The organism is Litoribacterium kuwaitense (assembly GCF_011058155.1).
Classification (GTDB): domain Bacteria; phylum Bacillota; class Bacilli; order Bacillales; family DSM-28697; genus Litoribacterium; species Litoribacterium kuwaitense.
Map to the genome: position 1 here is coordinate 1 of NZ_JAALFC010000023.1, position 19730 is coordinate 19730.

A 19730-nucleotide genomic window follows, 5' to 3' on the forward strand; every position below is an offset into this window, starting at 1 on the left:
AAAAAGAGACAGCTTTTTGAATCACGCCTAACCGACATTCATCTCCCACTTACTCGTTGGACAACGTCCTAACAGTCCTTGATGTGGGAGTCTTCTGTCAGAAAACGATAAAGTTGTTTAATTCTTGTTCAACTAAAGCCCCTGTTTGTTTAAGTGCAATATTTAACAAATTCTATTATCATTTGAACTTAAAATAGTAATACAGGAAATCATCATATTAAACGATTAAAGCTTTTTAAATTCGGGAGTATTCATTAGTTTATTAAAAAAAATATTTTTATGATTCCTATACTCATCCATATCTTTTCCTTCAAATTCCCTCTTTAAGTCATCATATTCGATTCTATAAACTTCATTAAGTAATAAAACATCCCGAAATTTCCAAAAGAAATCATATTCAGAGCCGATTACTGTCAATTGAATTCCTAAAGGAGGATTGGTCAAATCATTTTTGAAGGCTCTAAAACAATCCGTTTTCACACTACCGTCATTACTTTCATACAACGATGAAAGTATCTGTACTGCCTTTGAGAAGTGTTCAGATGTGACACGTACTTGTATATCCAAATCACCTTTGGTCAAACTGTTAGGTATCGCAGTACTTCCAACGTGCTGAACATCGGCTTCTGGAAGATATTCTTTAATCATCTTTTTATGTACTTGAAAAGTTTTCTCTACATCTGCCGAAAAAAGACTACTTTCAAAAAATTCAACTTGTTCCATAGTACCTCCCCAGACATAATTACTCAACGAAAACTACATTTGAGTTAATAGCTCGTTTATGAGCATATCTATTTCATCAGCTTCATGATGTCTATTCTCTGGAATTTCTAAAATGATTACACTATCACTTTTAATATGGTGCACACCAACTCTTTGTAATGTTGAAGCAGTTTATCCATTTCATTTCACTCCTTCTTATACAATTCTTTACTTCCTTCAAATTTCCTTCTAGAGCTAACCTGCCCGTTAGCGGTTTATTATCTCTGCACATATATTGATGTCCAAGCACTCTTCACTAGAACATTTTACCTATCTGACCAACTTTCGACTAAAACTATCATGATTTTCAAAAAATAAACACAGGACCATAAGCGTTAACCATTTATGAAAATAGGTAACATTTCATATATGAAAATAATTCCAATATAGTAGTATAGTATCCAATTCTAATGTTTGGAGGTTCAATGAAAGATGCGCAAATCCATTTATCTGCTCTTCACCGCACTATTCTTGACGATCGTCATCAGTGGTTGCGGAAGTGAAACAAATAATGAGAGCGAGTCTACAGACACAAACGAAGAAACGGAACAGCAAGAAGATACAGAAAATGAAACCGACGAAAGCGATTCGGATTCAGATCATACAGAGTCAGAGGAAGCTGAAGAAGCAACCGCTTCCGACAATTCGAGCTCAGGTAGCTTTGCCGATGCCATCAGCTTTATGGAAGAACAAACTGAAGGTACAGCAAGCGTCATGTTTGAAAGTGCTGAACCACAATCCCATGACATGGAAGGTGTAACAGTCACTTTAGACGAATATGCCCTCGTCGAATTAACGGATTTCCATACGGACTTCAGTATTAAGTTTGACGACCAGACGAATGGCGGCGTGATTTTAGCGAAATATACCGTAAACAACGGTACCGACAGTGATGCTTATTACATGCCGATGCTTGACGCTTCTTACGTCGGCGGAGATCAGTTTGTTGGCAACTATAAAGATCTCCTTCCTGAAGAAGAACAGCTACCGACGAAGCTCTCACCGTCCAATGATTACTTAATCAAAGCCGGTGAGGAAGTCACTGGATACTACGCTTATCCATTTGGGGAAGAGCAATTGAACACAATAATGAGTCAAGGCAGCATCGATATTCAAGTCACTGAACCCCAGTCCGATAAAGACGATTTTGGATCTGTCTTCGGAGAAAAAGGTCTCTTTACCATTAGCCTTGACCAAGCAAGTGCAGACAAAGCCGAAGCAACAGCGAGTGAAGGCTTCTATGCTGACCGAATCACGTCCCAAAATATGGGCGAAAAAACGATGATTACCAACAAAGAAGGTATCGGTGACAGCCAAACCATCGGTGATTTCACTGTCGCATTAGACGGATATCAATTTACTGACTTCACACCGAACGAAGACGAAGCGCCACGCTTTGAGTCGTTTAACAATGGCATCGTCCTCTTAACGGTGAAATTTAATATTGATAACCAAAGCGACACAGAAGTCGCACATTCTTCTCTGACGTCTAAGCTCACAATGAACGACGGCTCGCAATATACGTTAAATGAAGGCATGCTTATGCCGTATTCCAACGATAAAATGATTGAGCCAGGTTCATCTGGTGAATTGCTCCAAGTGTACCCACTGGACAAAGAGCAATACGATAAAATTTGGAAAGACAAAGCCTTTGAAGTCGAGCTTGGACCGATGAAAGACAAAGAAGCAAATGACATTTCTAAAGGTAAAACAGCAACGTTTACATTGCCGAAGTAACAATAAGGAAAGCCTGCCCTTGAAATGAAAGGGGCAGGCTTTTATTTCTTTGATTTGGCACGTGAAAATTCAAACTGATGTGATTCCCTTTTCCTCTTCTACTTCTCAGCAAATGACGTTTGAATATATGTAAACCGCTCGTCCAGCATGTCGTGTGGCTGAATGTTTTTCGATTGCGCTGCCTTCGCTGCAAAGCTCGCAAAATTCAACCCTGCCCCAAACATCTGTAAAGCCCCATCGGCGCAATTCCCTTGCTTTATGGCTGCAATGCCATCCTCTAAGAAACTGTTGCTTTCATCCAGATGGCAATCCGCAATATACTTATTGCCTTCATGGAATAATTTCAAGTTTTCAATGATTTGCCGCGCTGTTTTTTCCGAAATATCCGCATCGATCTCCATCAGCATGTCATTGATCGGCTTGACGAGCTGTCCGTATAAGCTATTATATTGCTCGCAGCTTTCGTTGATTTTTTCTCTCCATTCTTTTGCATTCATTGTGTGCCCTCCTTTTGATCTCTTCCTGTACTATGATTTTAAACCACCTTTCGTAAATTTTACATTTTTCACTCTTTTGTTCGTATTTTTTCTTCTCTTCTGCTAGAGCAGGTATAGAACCTATTGAAGTCCGTCGTACACAAACCTTTAAATTAATCATTGACATCACATTGTTTAGTACTATATAGTTCTAAATATGAAAACGAATAAACAATCAAACAAAGATCACGTCATTCACACTGCCGCTGAGTTATTTATGAAACATGGTTACCATGTGACAAGCATGGATGAAGTCGTGAAAGTCAGTCAGGTGTCTAAGTCAAATATCTACTATCACTTCAAAACAAAAGAAAAGCTGGCTGTTGGAGTATTACAATGGCGCATGTCCCAATATGAACAACAATTTATCGACATTGTCACCGCATCCCACCAAACGTTTCATGAGAAATTAGAAAAAGTGTTTGATGACATTGTGAATCCAATGGGGGCAAAAGGAGGATGCCCGTTCATTTCGCTGTATCTTCAAGCTGCCGAACAGTCTGAAGAAATTAGGTCACTCGTCAGCCGTTTTTTACACGAGCAAATTCCATTGACAGAAAGGTTATTACAAGAAGCAATCGACAACAGGCAATTAAACAATCATATCAACATACAAAAAACAGCAAAGCTCATTGTCTCAAGCATTGAAGGTGCCCTAATGATGGCAGCCATTACGAATGACCCTTGCTATATTGCCGACTGCAAAGACTCATTACTGTTCTTCATGGAATAATTTTTTTTAACCTAAATTAGTACTTATTAGTACTAAAAGGAGTGAGACAGATGGCAAATATTTTTATGACCGGTGCAACAGGATTTATTGGCTATGAAGTTTTACAAGAACTACTTAAAGGCGATCATACAATTTACGCTCTAGTTCGGTCTCTTCGGGAGTTTGATGTTCTCAAAGGAAAATTGCCAAGTGGGCGCGGGCAAGTGCTCCCAGTGATAGGCGATTTACAAAAAGAGGCCCTAGGGATCAATGACCTCGGGATGCTACGTGACGTTGACACTATTATTCACGCGGGTGGGCCAATGGATATTGGCATGGATATGCAAACGGCTAAAACCTCATTCCTTCACGGAGCAAATGAAATGATGAAGGTCTCTGACGATCTTGTACAGCACGGGTCTCTTCGGCATTTTATTCATGTCGTCGGATACAAAAGCCCGTTTAATGAGGACAATTGGCGCGAAGGTCAGCAGCAGTGGACAGAGGAAAACTTTCTACCCTTAGAAGAGCCTTATGAACGAATGAAATTTTTAGCGGATTTAGTGGTACGGCAGCGAGCAGAAAAACTGCGGCTTCTCCTCTCCGTCGTCAACCCTTCAACTGTTATTGGTGACAAGCGTACAGGTGAAACAGAACAAACGAGTGGGCTTGGGATGCTTGTCGAGGGGGTACGGAAAAAACAAATGCTCTTCGTCCCGGGAGGACATGCGTACCGGCTTCCTTTAGTTACAAAGACCGATCTCGCATTATTGATCGCTCATCTTGTAACGACACAGCCAGCAAACAGTGATACATACTATGTATTGGCCAGCAAAGCTCATAGCCCTAATAATCAAGAACTCATTTCATCAATCGCCAAAGAGCTCCGAACGTTACAGCCAATAGGAAAACTATCGATTCGCTTCTTAGAAAGATTAGTGAACGCAGGGATAGGGAATAAACTAGGTATTCCAAAAGGGTCGTTAAATTTTTTTGTGAATGAAGAGTTTTCAACAGCTTCCGTGCAACGGTTTAGAGCAGAACCGTTTGCGGTCAAAGATATTTTGCCATACGTTATTGCAGACATCGACTTTCGTCTTTCTCATCCGAATCATCATTCTCCGCTGCAACGAAACCGAAGAGGAAAACTCGCTACAATTGAAAATATATTACCCGATGCAAAACAAACCGTTCTGTTGATTCACGGATTATTCAGCAGTGCCGACATGTGGACGCCCATCATCAAGGACATGCCCCACGTAAACTCGATCGCTGTTGACCTACCCGGATTTGGCCGATCACCTTACCACCACCAGCAAGACGCCTTACAGGGCATGGTGGATGCCATCATCGAGATCATTCAAGAACTCAATACCCCGGTGACGCTGATTGGCCATTCAATTGGCGGTTTTATCGCAGCTCGAGTACATGAAAAAATGCCACATCATATCAAACGGCTTATTTTATTGCAGCCTACGCTCCAAAAGGCAGCAAACAAGACGCCTTATTATCAATCGCCAGGACTTCTCGCACTCGGCCTTGGCTTTATGAAAGACAAGCAAATAAAAAACGTGCTTGTCAAACAACATTCGTTTAAAAATACTGCTGACATCCCCGAAGAATATGTGCAATTCGTTCGGCAAGACTTACAATCTTCAAGAATGAGGAAAACAACTGCTGAGATGATCGCTCTGCTCCATCAAACAAAAACGTTTGCAAAAGGTGTTCAATTGGACAAAGACAAAACATCCATCATTTGGGGAGAGTTTGATCAAACGTATTCCATCGAAGGGTTTCGAGATCAAGCAAACGTCACCTTATTACCGCTATTCCATTCTTTTCCGATCTCGCAACCGAAAGAAACCGCCGCTCGACTTAAAGACTTTATTTAAGAAAAGCAAAAAGCCGATGATTCCGCAATGAACTGCTCCGGAAGTCGGCTTTTTGCTGTTGTATTCCTCTTCGCATGCAAATCCCTCAAACGACCTCGTATATTTCAAAGTCCATAGCCATAAGAGCACCTTAATGAAGCGGATTGAACCGCTGTAGACGAACTGCACTCCTAGTGATCCGAACCAATTCCTTTTGTAAGAAATGGTAATACCGATTGAATATACGCTTCCGGCTGTAAGGTGCTCTCCTGTTTCCATTTAACTGAAGCGCCGTAAAGCCCCCAGCTCAGCACAACAGCAAGTGTGTTCAGCGCTTCTTCATCATCGGAATATTGCCTTTTCAGTATATCAAATAGAATGACTTCTAATTGCTCACGGATGATGCGGGCGATCGTTTCTTCATAACCGCGATGACACCGATTGGACAACGACTTTTGAAAGTTGGTGATCGCGACAAACATTGCTGTCAGCGTTTCTGCATTCAATGCTCTATCGGCAAAGTCAGCACCGTTCAAATTGACAAGTAAGACCTCAGACAATGCTTTTTCCAAAAGGTCGTAAATATCGGCAAAATGATAGTAAAACGTTGCACGGTTAATCATGGCCTCAGTTGTAATATCTTTCACTGTAATATCTCTAAATTCTTTCTCTCCGGACAGCTCAATAAACGCATCCATAATGAGTCTTCGTGTGCGCTGGACGCGCGGGTCGACCTTCGTTTCTTCCATGCTGTACCCCCTCCCGACATTTTCAACAATTGTGCCCATGTGTTGGATAAGCAACAGAAGCGCCGCTCTATTGGTATGAAGTAGTTCCATTATGTATTAAAATATCATCGTAAGGCAACGAACCAAAAACAACAAGAGGAGATATACACATGATCAAGATCGGAATTATTACTGGCAGTACACGAGATGCAAGGGTCAATCTTCAAGTCGCTGAGTGGGTCAAATCGATTGGAGACAAACGATCCGATGCTCAAGTTGAGGTTGTTGACATTAAAGATTATCAATTGCCTCCATACAATGAGCCAATGCCTGCTTTATTTTCACAAGGTTTCAAAGCACCGGAAGCGAAAGCTTGGTCGGAAAAAATAAATGAACTCGACGGATTTGTGTTTGTGACACCGGAATATAACCGCGGGATTACCTCAGCGCTAAAAGATGCCATTGATTACCTTTATACCGAGTGGAACAATAAAGCCGCTGGTATTGTGAGCTACGGTTCTTCAGGAGGAGTGACCGCGGCGCAATCGTTACGATTGATCCTAACTGTTCCTCAAATCGCGACTGTCGGAACGCAGCCGGCCTTAAACTTATTTACGGATTTTGTAGAGATGACGACCTTTCAGCCAGCAGACTTTCACGAAGAAACCGTACAAACGATGCTCAACCAAGTCGTGGCGTGGTCGACTGCTCTCAAAACCATTCGCTAACCGTTTGCCAAATCACTGAGGAGGATTGAGGATGACAAATAAGAACATGATGTGTGACCTTGAAACAGGGGTTTGTGGTCCAGCTGATGAGGAAGGGATGCAGATGATCGATTTCAATGAGCCGGTAAAAACGATCGACCTTTATTACGTCACTGACCCGATCTGTTCTCATTGTTGGGCACTGGAGCCTGTCCTACGTCGGTTTACAGCGCAATACGGTCATTATGTGAATGTCCACACCGTGATGGGCGGCTTGCTGGAAAAGTGGAGTGATACGCCTGTCGACCGGGCCAATGGCATTTCCAAGCCAGCAGACGTTGCGGCACATTGGCGTGAGGTGGGCGAGCATAGCCGCATGCCAATTGACGGGGGCTTATGGTATGACGATCCAGTACAATCATCCTTCCCCCCTTCACGTGTATATAAAGTGATTCAAAGCGAACACGGCGCCGAGCAAGCTGATGCCTTTTTACGACGTCTGCGCGAGGAGCTGTTTGCCTTTAACAACAACGTTATTCATTTTAACAAAATGAAAGATCTCGTAGATCAGCTCGGACTCGACGGAGAAGCGATGATCACTGCGTCTGAAGCCGAAAAAGCCCATCGTCTGCTCGATGAAGATTTCGCACTTCGGGGAAAACTCGGGGCACGAGGTTTTCCAACGGTTGTCATGATGAATGAGCACAAGCAAGGTGTAAAGATTGTCGGAGCTCGCTCCCTAGAGAACTATGTGGATGGCCTAAAGCAAATCATGAACACCGAAGCGCTTGAGCCGAAGCTGCAGCCAATGCTGTCCGATCTGTTAAAGAAGGAGAAACGGTTGTTTGCGAAAGAGATTGAAGTGATGTATGACATCCAGCCGAGCGAGGTTAAAAAGTTGATAGAGAAAGAGCTCACACCGCATACGTATCACGTCGGAGACATTCTTGGTGAAATATACGTGAGTGAAGCCGAATAACCTAGCTTTCCCACGAAAAACAGAGGTGACTGCAAACGAATTGCGGCTCACCTCTGTTTGATGTAACCTCTTTTTACTTCTAAGCAACAGTAGCTCATTCAGCCAGCGCACCATAAAGATATTTTTTATTCTTCTCAGCGAAAATGTGGTTGTGCGACGACACAAGCCCACGTTGATTGGCTTCTGGATCTAAATATTGTTTGGCGCAGTTGACCGCATTGACCGCGTCCTGGTAGGCACCCGCAATAAGGTTGAGCTTGCCTTCATGACTCAAAATATCGCCAGCACCGTAAAGGCCGGGGATACTCGACTCGCCATTTGGTGTCCCTTGAATAAAGTAACCATCCTTTAAGTCGATGTCTAGCTGACTTTCACGCAGCAGCGTTTGATCACGCTTATAGCCATGGTTGACGAGAACAGCATCGACAGCGATAGAAGTTGTTTCTTCGGTTTGGCTATTCAGCAATGTCGCCGCATGAATGTGCTGACCTTCTCCAACACATTCTACGATCTCTGTATGGGTCAAGAACTCAACCCCGTTTTTGCCTAGCTTCGTAATATCGGCCTCATGTGCCTTCAATGCATCTCCCCGATAAATGAGCGTCACTTGCTTCGCAATCGGCGCAAGCATATTCGCCCAATCGACAGCTGAACCGCTACCGCCTGAAATCAGTACACGCTTGTCTTTAAACGCTTGCATTTTCTTGACGCTATAATATAAATTACCGTGTTCATAAGCGTCAGCACCTTCCAGCTCCAGCTTTATGGGGTCGAGAATTCCACCGCCAACGGCAAGCATTAACGTTTTGGCATAGTGGACGTTATTTTGACTTGTTTCTATTTGAAAGACCCCAGCGTCATTTTTATCAATTTGAGTCACGGTCTCGCTTAATGACACAGTGGGATTAAACGTCAACCCTTGCTCGATCATTTGCTCAATCAGCTGCTGCCCTGTCACAGGCGTAAGCCCGCCGATATCCCAAATCATCTTCTCAGGATACACATGCACCTTTCCCCCGAGTCGTGGCTGACTTTCGATAATTTTCACGCTCATTTCACGCAGCCCTGCATAAAACGCAGCAAATAATCCCGCCGGACCGCTCCCGACAATGATCATGTCATACACTTCTTCATCGTGCTTTTTTATCATAGAAAGTGCCTCCTTTTTTATCCCCAGCATGATAGATACCAGAGGGCTAGCTCCTCTGTTGTGACAAAGCAAGCCAGGAACCTAGAAAAGTGTAAAAAAACCCCTTAGCCGAATCGTAGCGAAAACAAGATTAGGCAAACTTGCAAAGTTGGTACGATAAGCAAATTGGATGTGTGCTATACGGACAAACGGCTAAATCTGCATTGATCTGAAAGACGTTCTCAAGATTCTCTTGCGTCATGACAGCATGCGGATCGCCTTCTGTTAAAATCTTTCCTTCCCTCATCGCCACCATATAATCTGAAAAGCGGGAGGCATGGTTTAAATCGTGCAGCACCATGACAATGGTTTTTCCTTCTTCTTTGTTTAAGCGCTGTAACAACATTAAGATATCTAATTGGTGCGCTAAATCGAGATACGTCGTCGGCTCATCCAATATCAGCATATCCGTCCCTTGAGCGAGCGCCATGGCTATCCACACCCGTTGTCGCTGACCGCCTGAAAGCTCAGAAACGGGACGATCCTTTAAATCATTCAACCCCGTCACTTCTATCGCCCAGTTCATTTGTTCATAATCTTTTTCCGTTAACGATCCTATTCCTTTTCGATACGGAAAGCGTCCGTATGAAACCAATTCGGTCACGGTTAAACCCTCAGGCGCCTGTGCGGTTTGGGGTAAGATCGCCATCCGCTTGGCTACAGCTTTCGTATCCATTGAATGAATCGCTTTCCCCTCAAGAAACACTGCGCCATAGTTCGTCTTCAATATACGGGCAATGGTTTTAATCAAAGTAGACTTTCCACAACCATTTGGCCCAATAATCGTTGTCATTTTATTTTTGGGGATCGCCACACTTAAATCCTCAATAATTAAATCATTCATGTAGCCAACACCGATTTTATCTACGTTAAGAGCATCCACGACGGATTCTCCTTTCAATATAACGATCAAATAAACATATAAGCTGATATTTTCCAGAAGTTGATAATGGTTATCAATACAAAACTCATTATAATGATATTGATTCTCAATGTCAATTTCATATTGTAACTCATTCAGCTGCACAATCCCTTTCTCAAAAACAAAAAACCCACCTTCTCACGCGAAAGGCAGGCATTGCTTTGCTACACGGACCAATTGAACTTATTTTTTTGAACTCGCTTTGATGATCAAGAAATGCGGATGGGTCATTAAGTAATCATACGCTCGTTCGTTCACATCGTTCATTTTCGCTACTGGCTGCGGCTCTATCATTTCTTCTAAATAAAATATTTGGTTGGTATCGTTCACGATGTCTTGCATCGGCCTTCTGTAAAAATCTACATCAATGGTGATCGTCGGCTTCGTCCACGTATCTGTTAAAGGCTGCGTCTGAAAATAGCTGTCTCCGGAAAATTTTGTAAAGTCCATGAAAGGATGATGTACAGAATAGAGGAACGTCCCCCCTTTTTTCAACACACGGTTAAACTCTTGAAACACCTGTCCCCAATCCTCGATATAATGAAGCGTTAACGAGCTGACAATTAAATCAAATGAACTGTCGGCAAAAGGTAACGGCTCCTGAAGATCACAACATTCAAATGACGCATGAGCTCCACAGCGCGCTTTTGCAACCTTGATCATGTCGGGGCTGACATCAATCCCTGTGACGTCAGCCCCTCTCTTGGACAACTGTTCCGAGTACCAACCGGCAGCACAGCCCGCATCGAGCACGCTCATTTGATGGATCTGATTTGGGAGCTGGGCGAGCATCGCTGGACGTTCATATAAAGCATTGTAATGACTCGCCTCGTCTACATCCATTTTATATGTATTGGCTAACCGATTAAATGTTTCTCGAGTGTGCTGTGCCATAAAGAGCCTCCTTGACAACATATTTTAGTTTGTATTCACTCCTGCCGACGCTGTCTTCATATCATATCGCATCCATTTTCAAAAAGCTTTGAACTGTAGCAAATTTTCTCTACCTCGTAAACAGCGCGCTCAAAATTCAGCTTGCGACCGTCCTTAGATTAAATATTTTTGAAGTTCATCCGTTAATTATCTATGTACTTGTTGATGCGAGACATATTTGTGAACGGACTTTATCTTTCCCCATATTCTTTCTAATGATGATGCGAAAAAAGCTCTATTTTAAAGCTGCGATTACCCACAGCACTTAAAATAAAGCTTGGCTTCTCTCATATTCACATTTGCGTAATCAAGTCTGCCTGTTTGACTTGCAGCTCTTCATTCACCTTCTCGACATACCTTTCAAATTCAGGTTGCTCATCTGCTAACATGCTTAAAATATGTTTGCCGATAATTTCTTCGGCTTGTTTAATATCAATGCTTTCACCATTCTCAAACGCACTTTCCCTTTTTCCATTCATCATCGTTTTCTTTGCTTTATTTAACCACGGATACATCGAATGGACGACGGAACTGTTTGATAGAAAGTAACTCGACGTATTTCCGCCTAATAACGTGATCTGCTCGGAGATTTCATTGCTATTCAGCCAATTTAAAAATTCGATGCTTTCGTCTCGTTTATCCGTTGTTTTTGTGATTCCTAAAATGCCTCCCCCTAATAAAGGTGTATCTCCCGGCACATTCGCAATGCCAATGGAATCCCTAATACTGCTTTGCGAAACAATTGATAAGTGGTTCATAAAGCCAATAACCATGGCCGCCTTTCCCTCAACAAAATCTTTCACTTCTTCTCCCCACCAATTGCTTGAAACAACTTTCGAATGTTGATAATTGTCATATAGTAATGCCATCGCCTCCGTCGCAAGAGCAGGGTCTAGCTTGATCTCACCATCATTTAACAGGGCGCCCTTCAATGAGTAATAGCGCAGCAAATACTCTGCGACGATCGTTTCTGCTTTACCGGTAATCATCGAAGCACCATGAATTCCATTGACGAGATCAAAATCACTTTCATTAAAAAAAGTGAGAATTTGATTATACGTATGAAAATCGGTTGGGATTTTCAGCTCAGATTTCGTTTTCTCAAAATATTTCCGTTTGATCATCTCATTTTCAAAAAGATCTTTTCGATAAAAGAGCATTTGGATACTAATATCAAATGGCAAGGCATACGTAACATCATTAATGTTGGCATAGTCATCCTTTAGAAAATAAGGGAGCTGAGCTAAAACATGATCAAGCTGATCATCTAAGCCTTGCAAATATTGAAAGATTTTTTGCCCATACCAGGCTAAACCGACAACGTCTAAACGGATGATGTCGTAATTCTTCCACTGTTCATCATCTTTAATGACATCGAACAGCTCATCATTTCTGCACACATCCAGCTGAACACGTATCTTTGTATTTTTTTCAAAATGAGGGATGATTTTCTTTAATGCTCTTGTCGTTGGTGACTCAATTGTGAGTATCTTCAACTGCGTATCAGATGCTTGTTGATAGCTGACGACCTTATCTAAAAAACCTATGTTGCGGTAGGTTTTGGAATGGCTTTTATCTTTTAAATGTATATTAAGAATGACTTTTTTGACGGCATTTTCGCCTGCATAACCGTAATCTAAAAAATAGCGCTGAACTTCATTACTATATGTGTTTTGAAAAGGAGCTAAAGAGATGATAGGGGGTAAAGGCTCTGCTGCCCCATAGTGATATGCCTTAATGAGTTTTCCGGCTTTTGCAATGCTCGTCGTCACAATACAATCAAAAGAAGCGCGCTGGACCAACTCAAAGGAAGCTTCATACTCATGAGCCATATTGGACTGAGACATGACGAGGTGCTGATGATTCATTTGTTTTGCAAAAGAAGTGATAAAATCACGCTCGCTCGCGTAGTCTTCTTCATCCGTAAATAGACCTATTTTTTGAGCATCTAAGAGCATGACATATTCGGCAATATCTTCTCCAGCTTGCTTGAAATCAAATGTGATAAACTCTTCAGCATTTCTCGGCTGACGATTTACAAAAATAATATCACTCGGATACGTAGAAAGCTGATCATAATATTCGTTCGCATCCGCTAAAGAAGACACAGTAATAATGCCTGAAGGCCTCTCCTTAACAATCTCCTTAAGAATGTCTCGCTCTTTAAGCGGATTATCGTACGTGCAATACAATTTAATTTGATATTGTCTTGTAGATGATTCACGTAAGGCTCCTTCATAAAAAGCCGCATATTCATCTGCACAAATTGTCGGTAAAATCATAATAATCGTTTGACTTTTCCCTGAGCGTAACAGCTTGGCATTATTATTAAGGTTGTAGCCTAATTGTTCCGCAGCTTTTAAGACAAGCTCCATTTTTTTTGAGCTTACGTTTCCTTTGCCGTTTAATACGTTTGACACTGTTCCGTGTGAAACACCGGCCAGCTTAGCAATGTCTAAAATCGTCGCCATATTGTCCACTCCTAAAAACAAAAGGTCTTTTTCAGTTTATCAAACAACATTGACAGATTTAATGGTATTCGTAGTCGTTTGCTTAGTTTTTAAAGAGTCTTTTTAAAAAAACCTACCTTTATTACTGGTAGGCTCATGTGCAAAAAGACATACGGGTTCTAAATGCATTCTAATAGGATGCTGAAATACGCTTGTATGCGGAAAGTAATGACGACTCGTACCGAGACAGGTGTTACGTTGTAGACTTCATCCCTTCACGAAAATGGTACATCAGGCTTGGCCAATCGGTCTGGATGATATCCGCACCTTTGTCAATGAGCTGCTGCCAGCCATATTCCGGCCCCTCTATGATCGATGCGTCATCATCTCGTCCTGCAAATAAAATATTGTCGTCATCTAAACGAATCGCATTAAGCCAAATGAAGTAGCCATTGTCTTTAAAGGTTTGAATGGTTGTACTTTGAAACAACGGGCTCTCTTCGTTTCGGGCAATGAGCTCTAAACCGACCGTGTTCATGTCTTTGTATGTTTCCATCTCCTCTATGTCAGAAAGAGTATGAATAATGGGGATGAACGGATATTTGACCGGATGATCATTTAAGAGCGTTAACCATTCCTTTTTCACGGGCGACTTTAGTAGAATTTGCTCCTGCATATCAAATTGATCAAGATACGGTAGCAGTGTGTCCCAATATTCCCATGATCGATCTAAATTAATGATGACGTCGCCCTTAAAGGCAGAAAGTACATCTGCTAATTTCTCTACGTGGACATTAACGAGATGTCCAATATTGTTTCGATAGCGAAAAGCTTCAATTTCAGTTGAATGCATTGTTGTAATATTACGCTCAGCGCCTAAAAGCCTCTTTTCGTTGCCATCATGAAACACATAAAACTTACCGTCTGTTGAACGAACAACATCAATCTCTAACATATCGCCGCCGGATTGAACTGCTGCCTGAAAAGCAGGAATCGTATTTTCAACAATATTCCCCATACTGCTGCCTCGGTGGACAGCAATTAGAAATGGACTGTTTTGGAGTTTTTTTTGGATCAAGTTCATCGTCGAGTACCTCTTCTATAGTATATTTTTCTTACTGCTTCCTCTTCCATAAACAAAGTAAATGACCGCGGCTGAAATTACCATTAGGATGACCGAATAAACGAAGTTCATGGCTCTAGCATCAACGCCTGCGGTCGGATCGGTATTATTTCGAATGACAATCCCAAGTGGTTGAAAAAATGGATGATATAAAAAGACCGTCAAATCATAGTCTGCCAGTAAGCTATTAAAATTTAATGCGAGAATCGCAAGCGACGTCGGCAAGACAATCGGCAAAATGACCCGAATAAACGTATACAGCGGACGCGCCCCTAAATTTTTCGCCGCATCTTCAAGCGAGCTGTCGAAAGAATAATAGGCGGCTTTCATAATCCGTAGCGTAAACGGAATTTTGTCAATGATATAAGCGATTAACAGCAACACGAGCGTACCAGTTAACACGATATTACCCATAATCGGCATCGGCTTATCGTAAGTAATAATTAAACCTAAAGCCATTAAAATGCCTGGAATTAACCATGGGATATGAAGTAAGTATTCTAACGTCGTCGTTAAACGATTATTGTGCTTATGAATCAATCGGGCAATAAACAGCATCGCCAAAACGACAATAACAGCCGTTAAACCAGAATAAATGATACTAATAATAAAAGGCTCATATGCCGAAGCATCAAATAAAATTTTCCGATAATGATCTAATGTGAAATGCTCCCACGAAAGTGTTCCCGTACTAATACTATACGTATCGGTAAATGAGAAAATAATGACAGCTGCAATTGGTAATACATAAATGGCAAATAGCAGATACGCAAGCACATGAACGAAGACATTAACGAACTTATTGTTGATTTTTTGCTTAACAATTTTCGTTTTCACTTTGGACACCGACATATAAAAGCCTTTTTTCTCTGCCCTCGTAATGAAGTAGAGCAAGGTGATTTGTGACACCCCTAGGAAAATTGCCAGTAAAGCGGCTAAATCTCTTGAGCCTATACTATTGGCAAACGACAAAATCATCGGACTGATCGTCTGAAAACTTTCTCCTCCAACAATTAAAGGTGCAGAAAGAGCGCCAAGCCCCGTCGCAAACAACAACACCGACAGTGTCGTTAATACCGGTCGTAACACAGGAAATACCACTTGGCGAAGAATAGTCCAAGGCGATGCCCCCATATTCTTTGCGGCTTCCACTGTTTGAAAATCAATGCTTTTTACTGCATTAGAAAGAAAGAGAATATGATTCGTCGTACAGGCAAAGGTCATGACAAACAACACCGCGGGATAACCGATAAACCAATCTTCGTTCATCCCCGGAAAGATTGGCGCGAGAAAAGACGTTAACAAGCCATTGCTTCCATATATAAACTGGTAGCCAGCAACTAGAATCAATCCACCGTAAATTAAAGTCGTGAAATAACCGAGTTTTAACAGCTTCGCGCCTTTAATATCAAAATAATCGGTAACGAGGACTAAAAAAACCCCCACAATATTGACCGTAATGACTAAAGAAACGGCAAGGACAAAACTATTTAATAAGCTTTTCATCGCTCGCTCAGAAGATAATAGCTTTTCAAACGGCTCTAGTGAAAATGCACCGTCGACAAAAAAGGTCGTAGAAAGGATATTAATATTTGGCACGATGAGAAAGGCGGTGATAAACCAAGTCAGTAGAATACCTATGAGCCAAAGGGACAGCTTGTTATGAAGATGTGTTTTAAATATTTTATTCATCGTCATATCCCCTAATATTGCAAAATGTCTTTTGGATGTATATATAACGTCACATCGTCGCCAACCGCGTACTGAAAATTGCCATCTTCTTTCTCAATATTCGTAAGCAATGCGCCCATCACTTCGTACGTATATTGAGAATATGTGCCGTAAAATTCCTTTGAGATGACTTTTGCCGGCAAAGCGACCGATTGTTGGTCATCTTCACGAACGCTCGTCTTCAGCTTCTCTGTGCGGATATAGGAATTTTTTTCTAAATCGAGCGCAATCACCGATTTTTGCGCAATGGCTTGCACCATCTCTTGATTCATTTCATTGGCTTCTCCAATAAAATTACAAACAAACTCGGTTTTCGACTGATTGTAAATCTCCTCCGGTGTACCGACCTGTTCGACAATCCCATTATTAAAAACGGCCACACGGTCGGATAGCGTCAACGCCTCTTCCTGATCATGCGTGACATACACCGTTGTAATGCCTTGCTCCAGCTGCAGTTTCTTAAGCTCTTTGCGTAATTGCTTTCTCAGCTTCGCATCAAGGTTTGACAATGGTTCATCAAGCACGATAATTTTAGGTGCCAAAGCGAGCGCACGAGCAATCGCCACTCGCTGCTGCTGTCCACCGGATAGTTCTGAGACATTTTTCTGCAACTGCTCCTCTTTAAGATCAACGACTTGCGAAATTTCCTCCACGCGCTTTGGAATCGCCTCTTTTTTATACTTTTGCACCTTCAACCCGAAAGCGATATTTTCATAGACCGACATTGTCGGAAATAAAGCATAGCTTTGAAAGACCATGCCAATTTGCCGCTGTTCAATCGCCGTATTTGTAATATCTTCACCGTCGACGATAATTTTTCCATTCGCAGGGGTAATAAAGCCGACTAACGTACGCAAAGTCGTCGTTTTACCGCATCCAGATGGACCGAGAAACGTAAAAAACTCGCCTTCGTTAATGTGTAAATTCAACTGCTGGATCGCCACAAAGTCTGCAAACTTCACTTGAATATCTTGAAATGTGATCAATGGTCTTCCTCCTTTGGAAACCTTCTTTCTCGAGCGGCAGCCTTTACGTTTAATGTCCTGCCTTTTTAGACAGGCCTAACCAGAAGGCTGTCTATAAGGGGATTCCACTTCACCTTCTGATTAGGCCTGCCTTGATGAACGAAAGGCTCATCAAGGCACAAGCTGCTTTTTAAAACTATAAAATCTGCAATTCGATTTTTTCCACCCATTCGTCAATTTGCTCTGAAATGAACTGATAATCCATGTCTTGAATGGTCGTACTCTCAGCAATATCTTTCATACGGTCTGAAGCATTTTCAAGTGCCTTTGTATTTACTGGTAATGTGCCAAACTCTTCTGCCCAAGCACCTTGAATTTCTGCACTTCCGAACCAGTTAATAAATTCCTCAGCGACAGCCGTGTCTTTGTCGCCACCTTTGTTAATTATCCCAACCTGCTCTACAGTGGTTGGTACACCGATTTCCGGAGAAACGACGGCTGCTTCAAAGCCAAATTCTTCTTCTACACCAGGCAGTCCACTAGACCAAATATATGAGATCGGCACCTCTCCAGAGGCAAGATTTGCGTTGGCGTCTTCACCTTCTGGCGTCTTGTATCCATTGTCAAAAAACGTCTCGATTTGTTTCCAGCCTTCTTCAGAGATACCTAAGTCTCCATTTTCATCGACATGCCTCATAAGAATCCCGTAAACAATTGCACGGTTTGTTGCGCCACCGAGATCCGCTGGAACGTTGTATTTTCCTTTAAATTTTTCGTTTTCGATCAGGTCCGTCCAATCCTTGGGAGCAGTTTCTTCAGTAAACACGTCTTGGTTATACAGCATAATAATTCTCTGCTCTACAAGCGGATGAAAATAATTTTCCCTGTCACTTGTCCCTTCAGGAAGCTCGCTCATCCACGTTGGTTCGTAAGGAACGAGCAAGTCGTTTGACTTTAACGTTGCAAAATTCATTTGATTCAGACCAAAAACAACGTCTGCTAGCGGATTGTTCTTTTCTGACATAATCCGGTTAAATAACTCTCCGCCACCTGCTTCCACAATTTCAAGGTCAAACCCAGCTTCTGTGGCTTTCTCAGCTAACCAATCGCCACGGCCGTCAGATGCAGAATTCGTATATACGACGAGGGACTTTGAATCATCATTTGCTGAATTGCCGCCCATACAACCGGCTAAAATACTTACGACAAACATGAGTGACATGGTCAATAGGAATGATTTGTTTAATCTCATGACGTTTCTCCTTTTTGTAAGCAATTTGGTTGTTTCTCCGTTGTCAGTTTACTATCAGCATTAATACCAACAATTGTAATATTTCCTCCAGTCCCCCTTTTGTTTTTTTGGAACGTGTCAATTTTTTATTTCGGAATCATTATATGCCTCGTTAGTGGGCACGTCAACGACATTTACATAAGATTTACATGAATTTACACGACGAAAAAAGTGAGCAAATGATATTACTTTTGCAACGCGCGATCATGGTATAGCTAGCACCATCAATGTTTTACATAAAAAAGCTTGCCTCTGACATCACTTGTTTACGAGATGTCAGAGGCAAGCTGAGGAAATTATATATTTACATTTTGCAACCAGGTGACCTCTTTCTCTATTTGTGGTTCATACGCCTTCCCGCTCGGCATCCTCACCTTCATTCGATCCCCTAAATGGAATGTCCGATGATCATGTCCGCCCTGTTCAACCGGTTGGATGTCTAACGCCTTCCACTGGGGGAACTGCGTTGCAATTCATTTTTTAACGACCGCCACATCTATCTTCATCAAATCCTCCTGGCAAGTGATTTTGGTGTTCTCACAAATCTTAAAACCCCTTTTTGTTTTTAAAAAGGGAGACAATAATGAAGACAAGTCACGGTTATGGCAGACAGCGTATGCTCCGTTTGCGGGTTCAAAACATACGTATACTTTAGAACTTTATCGGCGGTGTCTTCTTGACGAGGTTTGTCGAGCGGTCTCCCGAGGAAAATCCGCAGAGTTGCTGTTGGCAATGAAGATGTATTGTGTTGAGTTCTTGGAAGAGTCACTAAAAGCTACTTCACACTGTCCAACCCCCTCATATGGATAGCAAAAGGAAACCATCAACTTTAATCCTCCCAGTAAAATATCGCGTCCAAGATCAAATAAGCTTGCGGATCACGGTAAATGGTAGAGATGTGCGTTTGGAACGACAACGGTTGATTGATCATTTCAGCTTCTAACAGCTCATAATCAAACTCGTTTAATGCTTGTGTCAATGCCTCTGCGATGGACCGGCATTGCTCAGTCACCTGCAAACGATGTGGTCCGTCTAGTAAAGTCCCATGACCGCCAGCAACTGCCTTATTCGTATCCATGCAGATTGTTCTAACC

At 42.0% G+C, this 19730-nt stretch carries 17 protein-coding genes; 5 read left to right on the plus strand and 12 right to left on the minus strand.

The genetic code is table 11. The features are described from left to right. Nucleotides 1–225: 225 nt before the first annotated feature. Nucleotides 226–723 carry a GrpB family protein gene (locus tag G4V62_RS11930; protein WP_165202507.1) on the minus strand — a complete coding sequence of 166 codons (498 nt, stop codon included), beginning with the start codon at nucleotides 721–723 and terminating at the stop codon, nucleotides 226–228. 471 nt (nucleotides 724–1194) lie between these two features. On the opposite strand from G4V62_RS11930, the gene G4V62_RS11935 reads away from it, so the two are divergent. Further along, nucleotides 1195–2499, plus strand: a complete 1305-nt coding sequence (locus G4V62_RS11935; protein ID WP_165202509.1) for a DUF5068 domain-containing protein — start codon at nucleotides 1195–1197, stop codon at nucleotides 2497–2499. A gap of 98 nt (nucleotides 2500–2597) precedes the next feature. Here the strand turns inward: G4V62_RS11935 and G4V62_RS11940 are convergent, their stop codons facing one another. Next, complete coding sequence (locus G4V62_RS11940) at nucleotides 2598–2996, minus strand: hypothetical protein (protein WP_165202511.1); 399 nt, start codon at nucleotides 2994–2996, stop codon at nucleotides 2598–2600. Between the two features lie 196 nt (nucleotides 2997–3192). Between G4V62_RS11940 and G4V62_RS11945 the strand changes: the two genes are divergently transcribed. After that, the gene (locus tag G4V62_RS11945) at nucleotides 3193–3768 is read left to right on the plus strand and encodes a TetR/AcrR family transcriptional regulator (RefSeq protein ID WP_165202513.1); all 576 of its coding nucleotides are present in this window, start codon (nucleotides 3193–3195) and stop codon (nucleotides 3766–3768) included. A gap of 50 nt (nucleotides 3769–3818) precedes the next feature. Then, nucleotides 3819–5639, plus strand: coding sequence for an alpha/beta fold hydrolase (locus G4V62_RS11950; protein WP_165202515.1), 1821 nt, complete (start codon nucleotides 3819–3821; stop codon nucleotides 5637–5639). A 170-nt stretch (nucleotides 5640–5809) separates the two neighbouring features. Here the strand turns inward: G4V62_RS11950 and G4V62_RS11955 are convergent, their stop codons facing one another. Continuing rightward, nucleotides 5810–6367 (minus strand): TetR/AcrR family transcriptional regulator, encoded by a 558-nt coding sequence (locus G4V62_RS11955; RefSeq protein WP_165202517.1) that lies wholly within the window; start codon nucleotides 6365–6367, stop codon nucleotides 5810–5812. A gap of 149 nt (nucleotides 6368–6516) precedes the next feature. Between G4V62_RS11955 and G4V62_RS11960 the strand changes: the two genes are divergently transcribed. Together G4V62_RS11960 and G4V62_RS11965 are read left to right on the plus strand one after the other, a co-directional pair. Next, nucleotides 6517–7074: an NADPH-dependent FMN reductase gene (locus tag G4V62_RS11960; RefSeq protein ID WP_165202519.1), complete on the plus strand. Its 558-nt coding sequence runs from the start codon at nucleotides 6517–6519 to the stop codon at nucleotides 7072–7074. A gap of 31 nt (nucleotides 7075–7105) precedes the next feature. Further along, nucleotides 7106–8032: a DsbA family protein gene (locus G4V62_RS11965; protein WP_165202521.1), complete on the plus strand. Its 927-nt coding sequence runs from the start codon at nucleotides 7106–7108 to the stop codon at nucleotides 8030–8032. A gap of 94 nt (nucleotides 8033–8126) precedes the next feature. Here the strand turns inward: G4V62_RS11965 and G4V62_RS11970 are convergent, their stop codons facing one another. The 9 genes from G4V62_RS11970 to G4V62_RS12010 form a co-directional block, all read right to left on the minus strand. Further along, nucleotides 8127–9182: an NAD(P)/FAD-dependent oxidoreductase gene (locus G4V62_RS11970; protein WP_165202523.1), complete on the minus strand. Its 1056-nt coding sequence runs from the start codon at nucleotides 9180–9182 to the stop codon at nucleotides 8127–8129. Nucleotides 9183–9312: 130 nt separating this feature from the next. Next, nucleotides 9313–10104 (minus strand): ABC transporter ATP-binding protein, encoded by a 792-nt coding sequence (locus tag G4V62_RS11975; protein ID WP_165202525.1) that lies wholly within the window; start codon nucleotides 10102–10104, stop codon nucleotides 9313–9315. A 222-nt stretch (nucleotides 10105–10326) separates the two neighbouring features. Beyond that, a complete protein-coding gene (locus G4V62_RS11980; RefSeq protein ID WP_165202527.1) occupies nucleotides 10327–11037 on the minus strand; it encodes a class I SAM-dependent methyltransferase in 711 nt (236 codons plus the stop codon). Nucleotides 11038–11369: 332 nt separating this feature from the next. Beyond that, complete coding sequence (locus tag G4V62_RS11985) at nucleotides 11370–13547, minus strand: extracellular solute-binding protein (RefSeq protein ID WP_165202529.1); 2178 nt, start codon at nucleotides 13545–13547, stop codon at nucleotides 11370–11372. Between the two features lie 232 nt (nucleotides 13548–13779). After that, entirely contained in the window at nucleotides 13780–14610 is an 831-nt protein-coding gene (locus G4V62_RS11990; RefSeq protein ID WP_165202531.1) for a glycerophosphodiester phosphodiesterase family protein, read from the minus strand. Nucleotides 14611–14625: 15 nt separating this feature from the next. Then, nucleotides 14626–16347 carry an ABC transporter permease gene (locus tag G4V62_RS11995; RefSeq protein ID WP_165202533.1) on the minus strand — a complete coding sequence of 574 codons (1722 nt, stop codon included), beginning with the start codon at nucleotides 16345–16347 and terminating at the stop codon, nucleotides 14626–14628. A gap of 5 nt (nucleotides 16348–16352) precedes the next feature. After that, the gene (locus tag G4V62_RS12000; RefSeq protein WP_165202535.1) at nucleotides 16353–17366 is read right to left on the minus strand and encodes an ABC transporter ATP-binding protein; all 1014 of its coding nucleotides are present in this window, start codon (nucleotides 17364–17366) and stop codon (nucleotides 16353–16355) included. Between the two features lie 175 nt (nucleotides 17367–17541). Beyond that, nucleotides 17542–18597, minus strand: a complete 1056-nt coding sequence (locus tag G4V62_RS12005; protein WP_246218416.1) for an extracellular solute-binding protein — start codon at nucleotides 18595–18597, stop codon at nucleotides 17542–17544. Nucleotides 18598–19465: 868 nt separating this feature from the next. Continuing rightward, the gene (locus G4V62_RS12010) at nucleotides 19466–19714 is read right to left on the minus strand and encodes a hypothetical protein (RefSeq protein ID WP_165202537.1); all 249 of its coding nucleotides are present in this window, start codon (nucleotides 19712–19714) and stop codon (nucleotides 19466–19468) included. Between the last annotated feature and the right edge of the window lie 16 nt (nucleotides 19715–19730).

Coding starts and splice junctions, on each gene's coding strand:
- G4V62_RS11930 (WP_165202507.1), bottom strand. CDS start 723: ATGGAACAAGTTGAATTTTTTGAAAGTAGTCTTTTTTCGGCAGATGTA.
- G4V62_RS11935 (WP_165202509.1), top strand. CDS start 1,195: ATGCGCAAATCCATTTATCTGCTCTTCACCGCACTATTCTTGACGATC.
- G4V62_RS11940 (WP_165202511.1), bottom strand. CDS start 2,996: ATGAATGCAAAAGAATGGAGAGAAAAAATCAACGAAAGCTGCGAGCAA.
- G4V62_RS11945 (WP_165202513.1), top strand. CDS start 3,193: ATGAAAACGAATAAACAATCAAACAAAGATCACGTCATTCACACTGCC.
- G4V62_RS11950 (WP_165202515.1), top strand. CDS start 3,819: ATGGCAAATATTTTTATGACCGGTGCAACAGGATTTATTGGCTATGAA.
- G4V62_RS11955 (WP_165202517.1), bottom strand. CDS start 6,367: ATGGAAGAAACGAAGGTCGACCCGCGCGTCCAGCGCACACGAAGACTC.
- G4V62_RS11960 (WP_165202519.1), top strand. CDS start 6,517: ATGATCAAGATCGGAATTATTACTGGCAGTACACGAGATGCAAGGGTC.
- G4V62_RS11965 (WP_165202521.1), top strand. CDS start 7,106: ATGACAAATAAGAACATGATGTGTGACCTTGAAACAGGGGTTTGTGGT.
- G4V62_RS11970 (WP_165202523.1), bottom strand. CDS start 9,182: ATGATAAAAAAGCACGATGAAGAAGTGTATGACATGATCATTGTCGGG.
- G4V62_RS11980 (WP_165202527.1), bottom strand. CDS start 11,037: ATGGCACAGCACACTCGAGAAACATTTAATCGGTTAGCCAATACATAT.
- G4V62_RS11985 (WP_165202529.1), bottom strand. CDS start 13,547: ATGGCGACGATTTTAGACATTGCTAAGCTGGCCGGTGTTTCACACGGA.
- G4V62_RS11990 (WP_165202531.1), bottom strand. CDS start 14,610: ATGAACTTGATCCAAAAAAAACTCCAAAACAGTCCATTTCTAATTGCT.
- G4V62_RS11995 (WP_165202533.1), bottom strand. CDS start 16,347: ATGACGATGAATAAAATATTTAAAACACATCTTCATAACAAGCTGTCC.
- G4V62_RS12005 (WP_246218416.1), bottom strand. CDS start 18,597: ATGAGATTAAACAAATCATTCCTATTGACCATGTCACTCATGTTTGTC.
- G4V62_RS12010 (WP_165202537.1), bottom strand. CDS start 19,714: ATGGATACGAATAAGGCAGTTGCTGGCGGTCATGGGACTTTACTAGAC.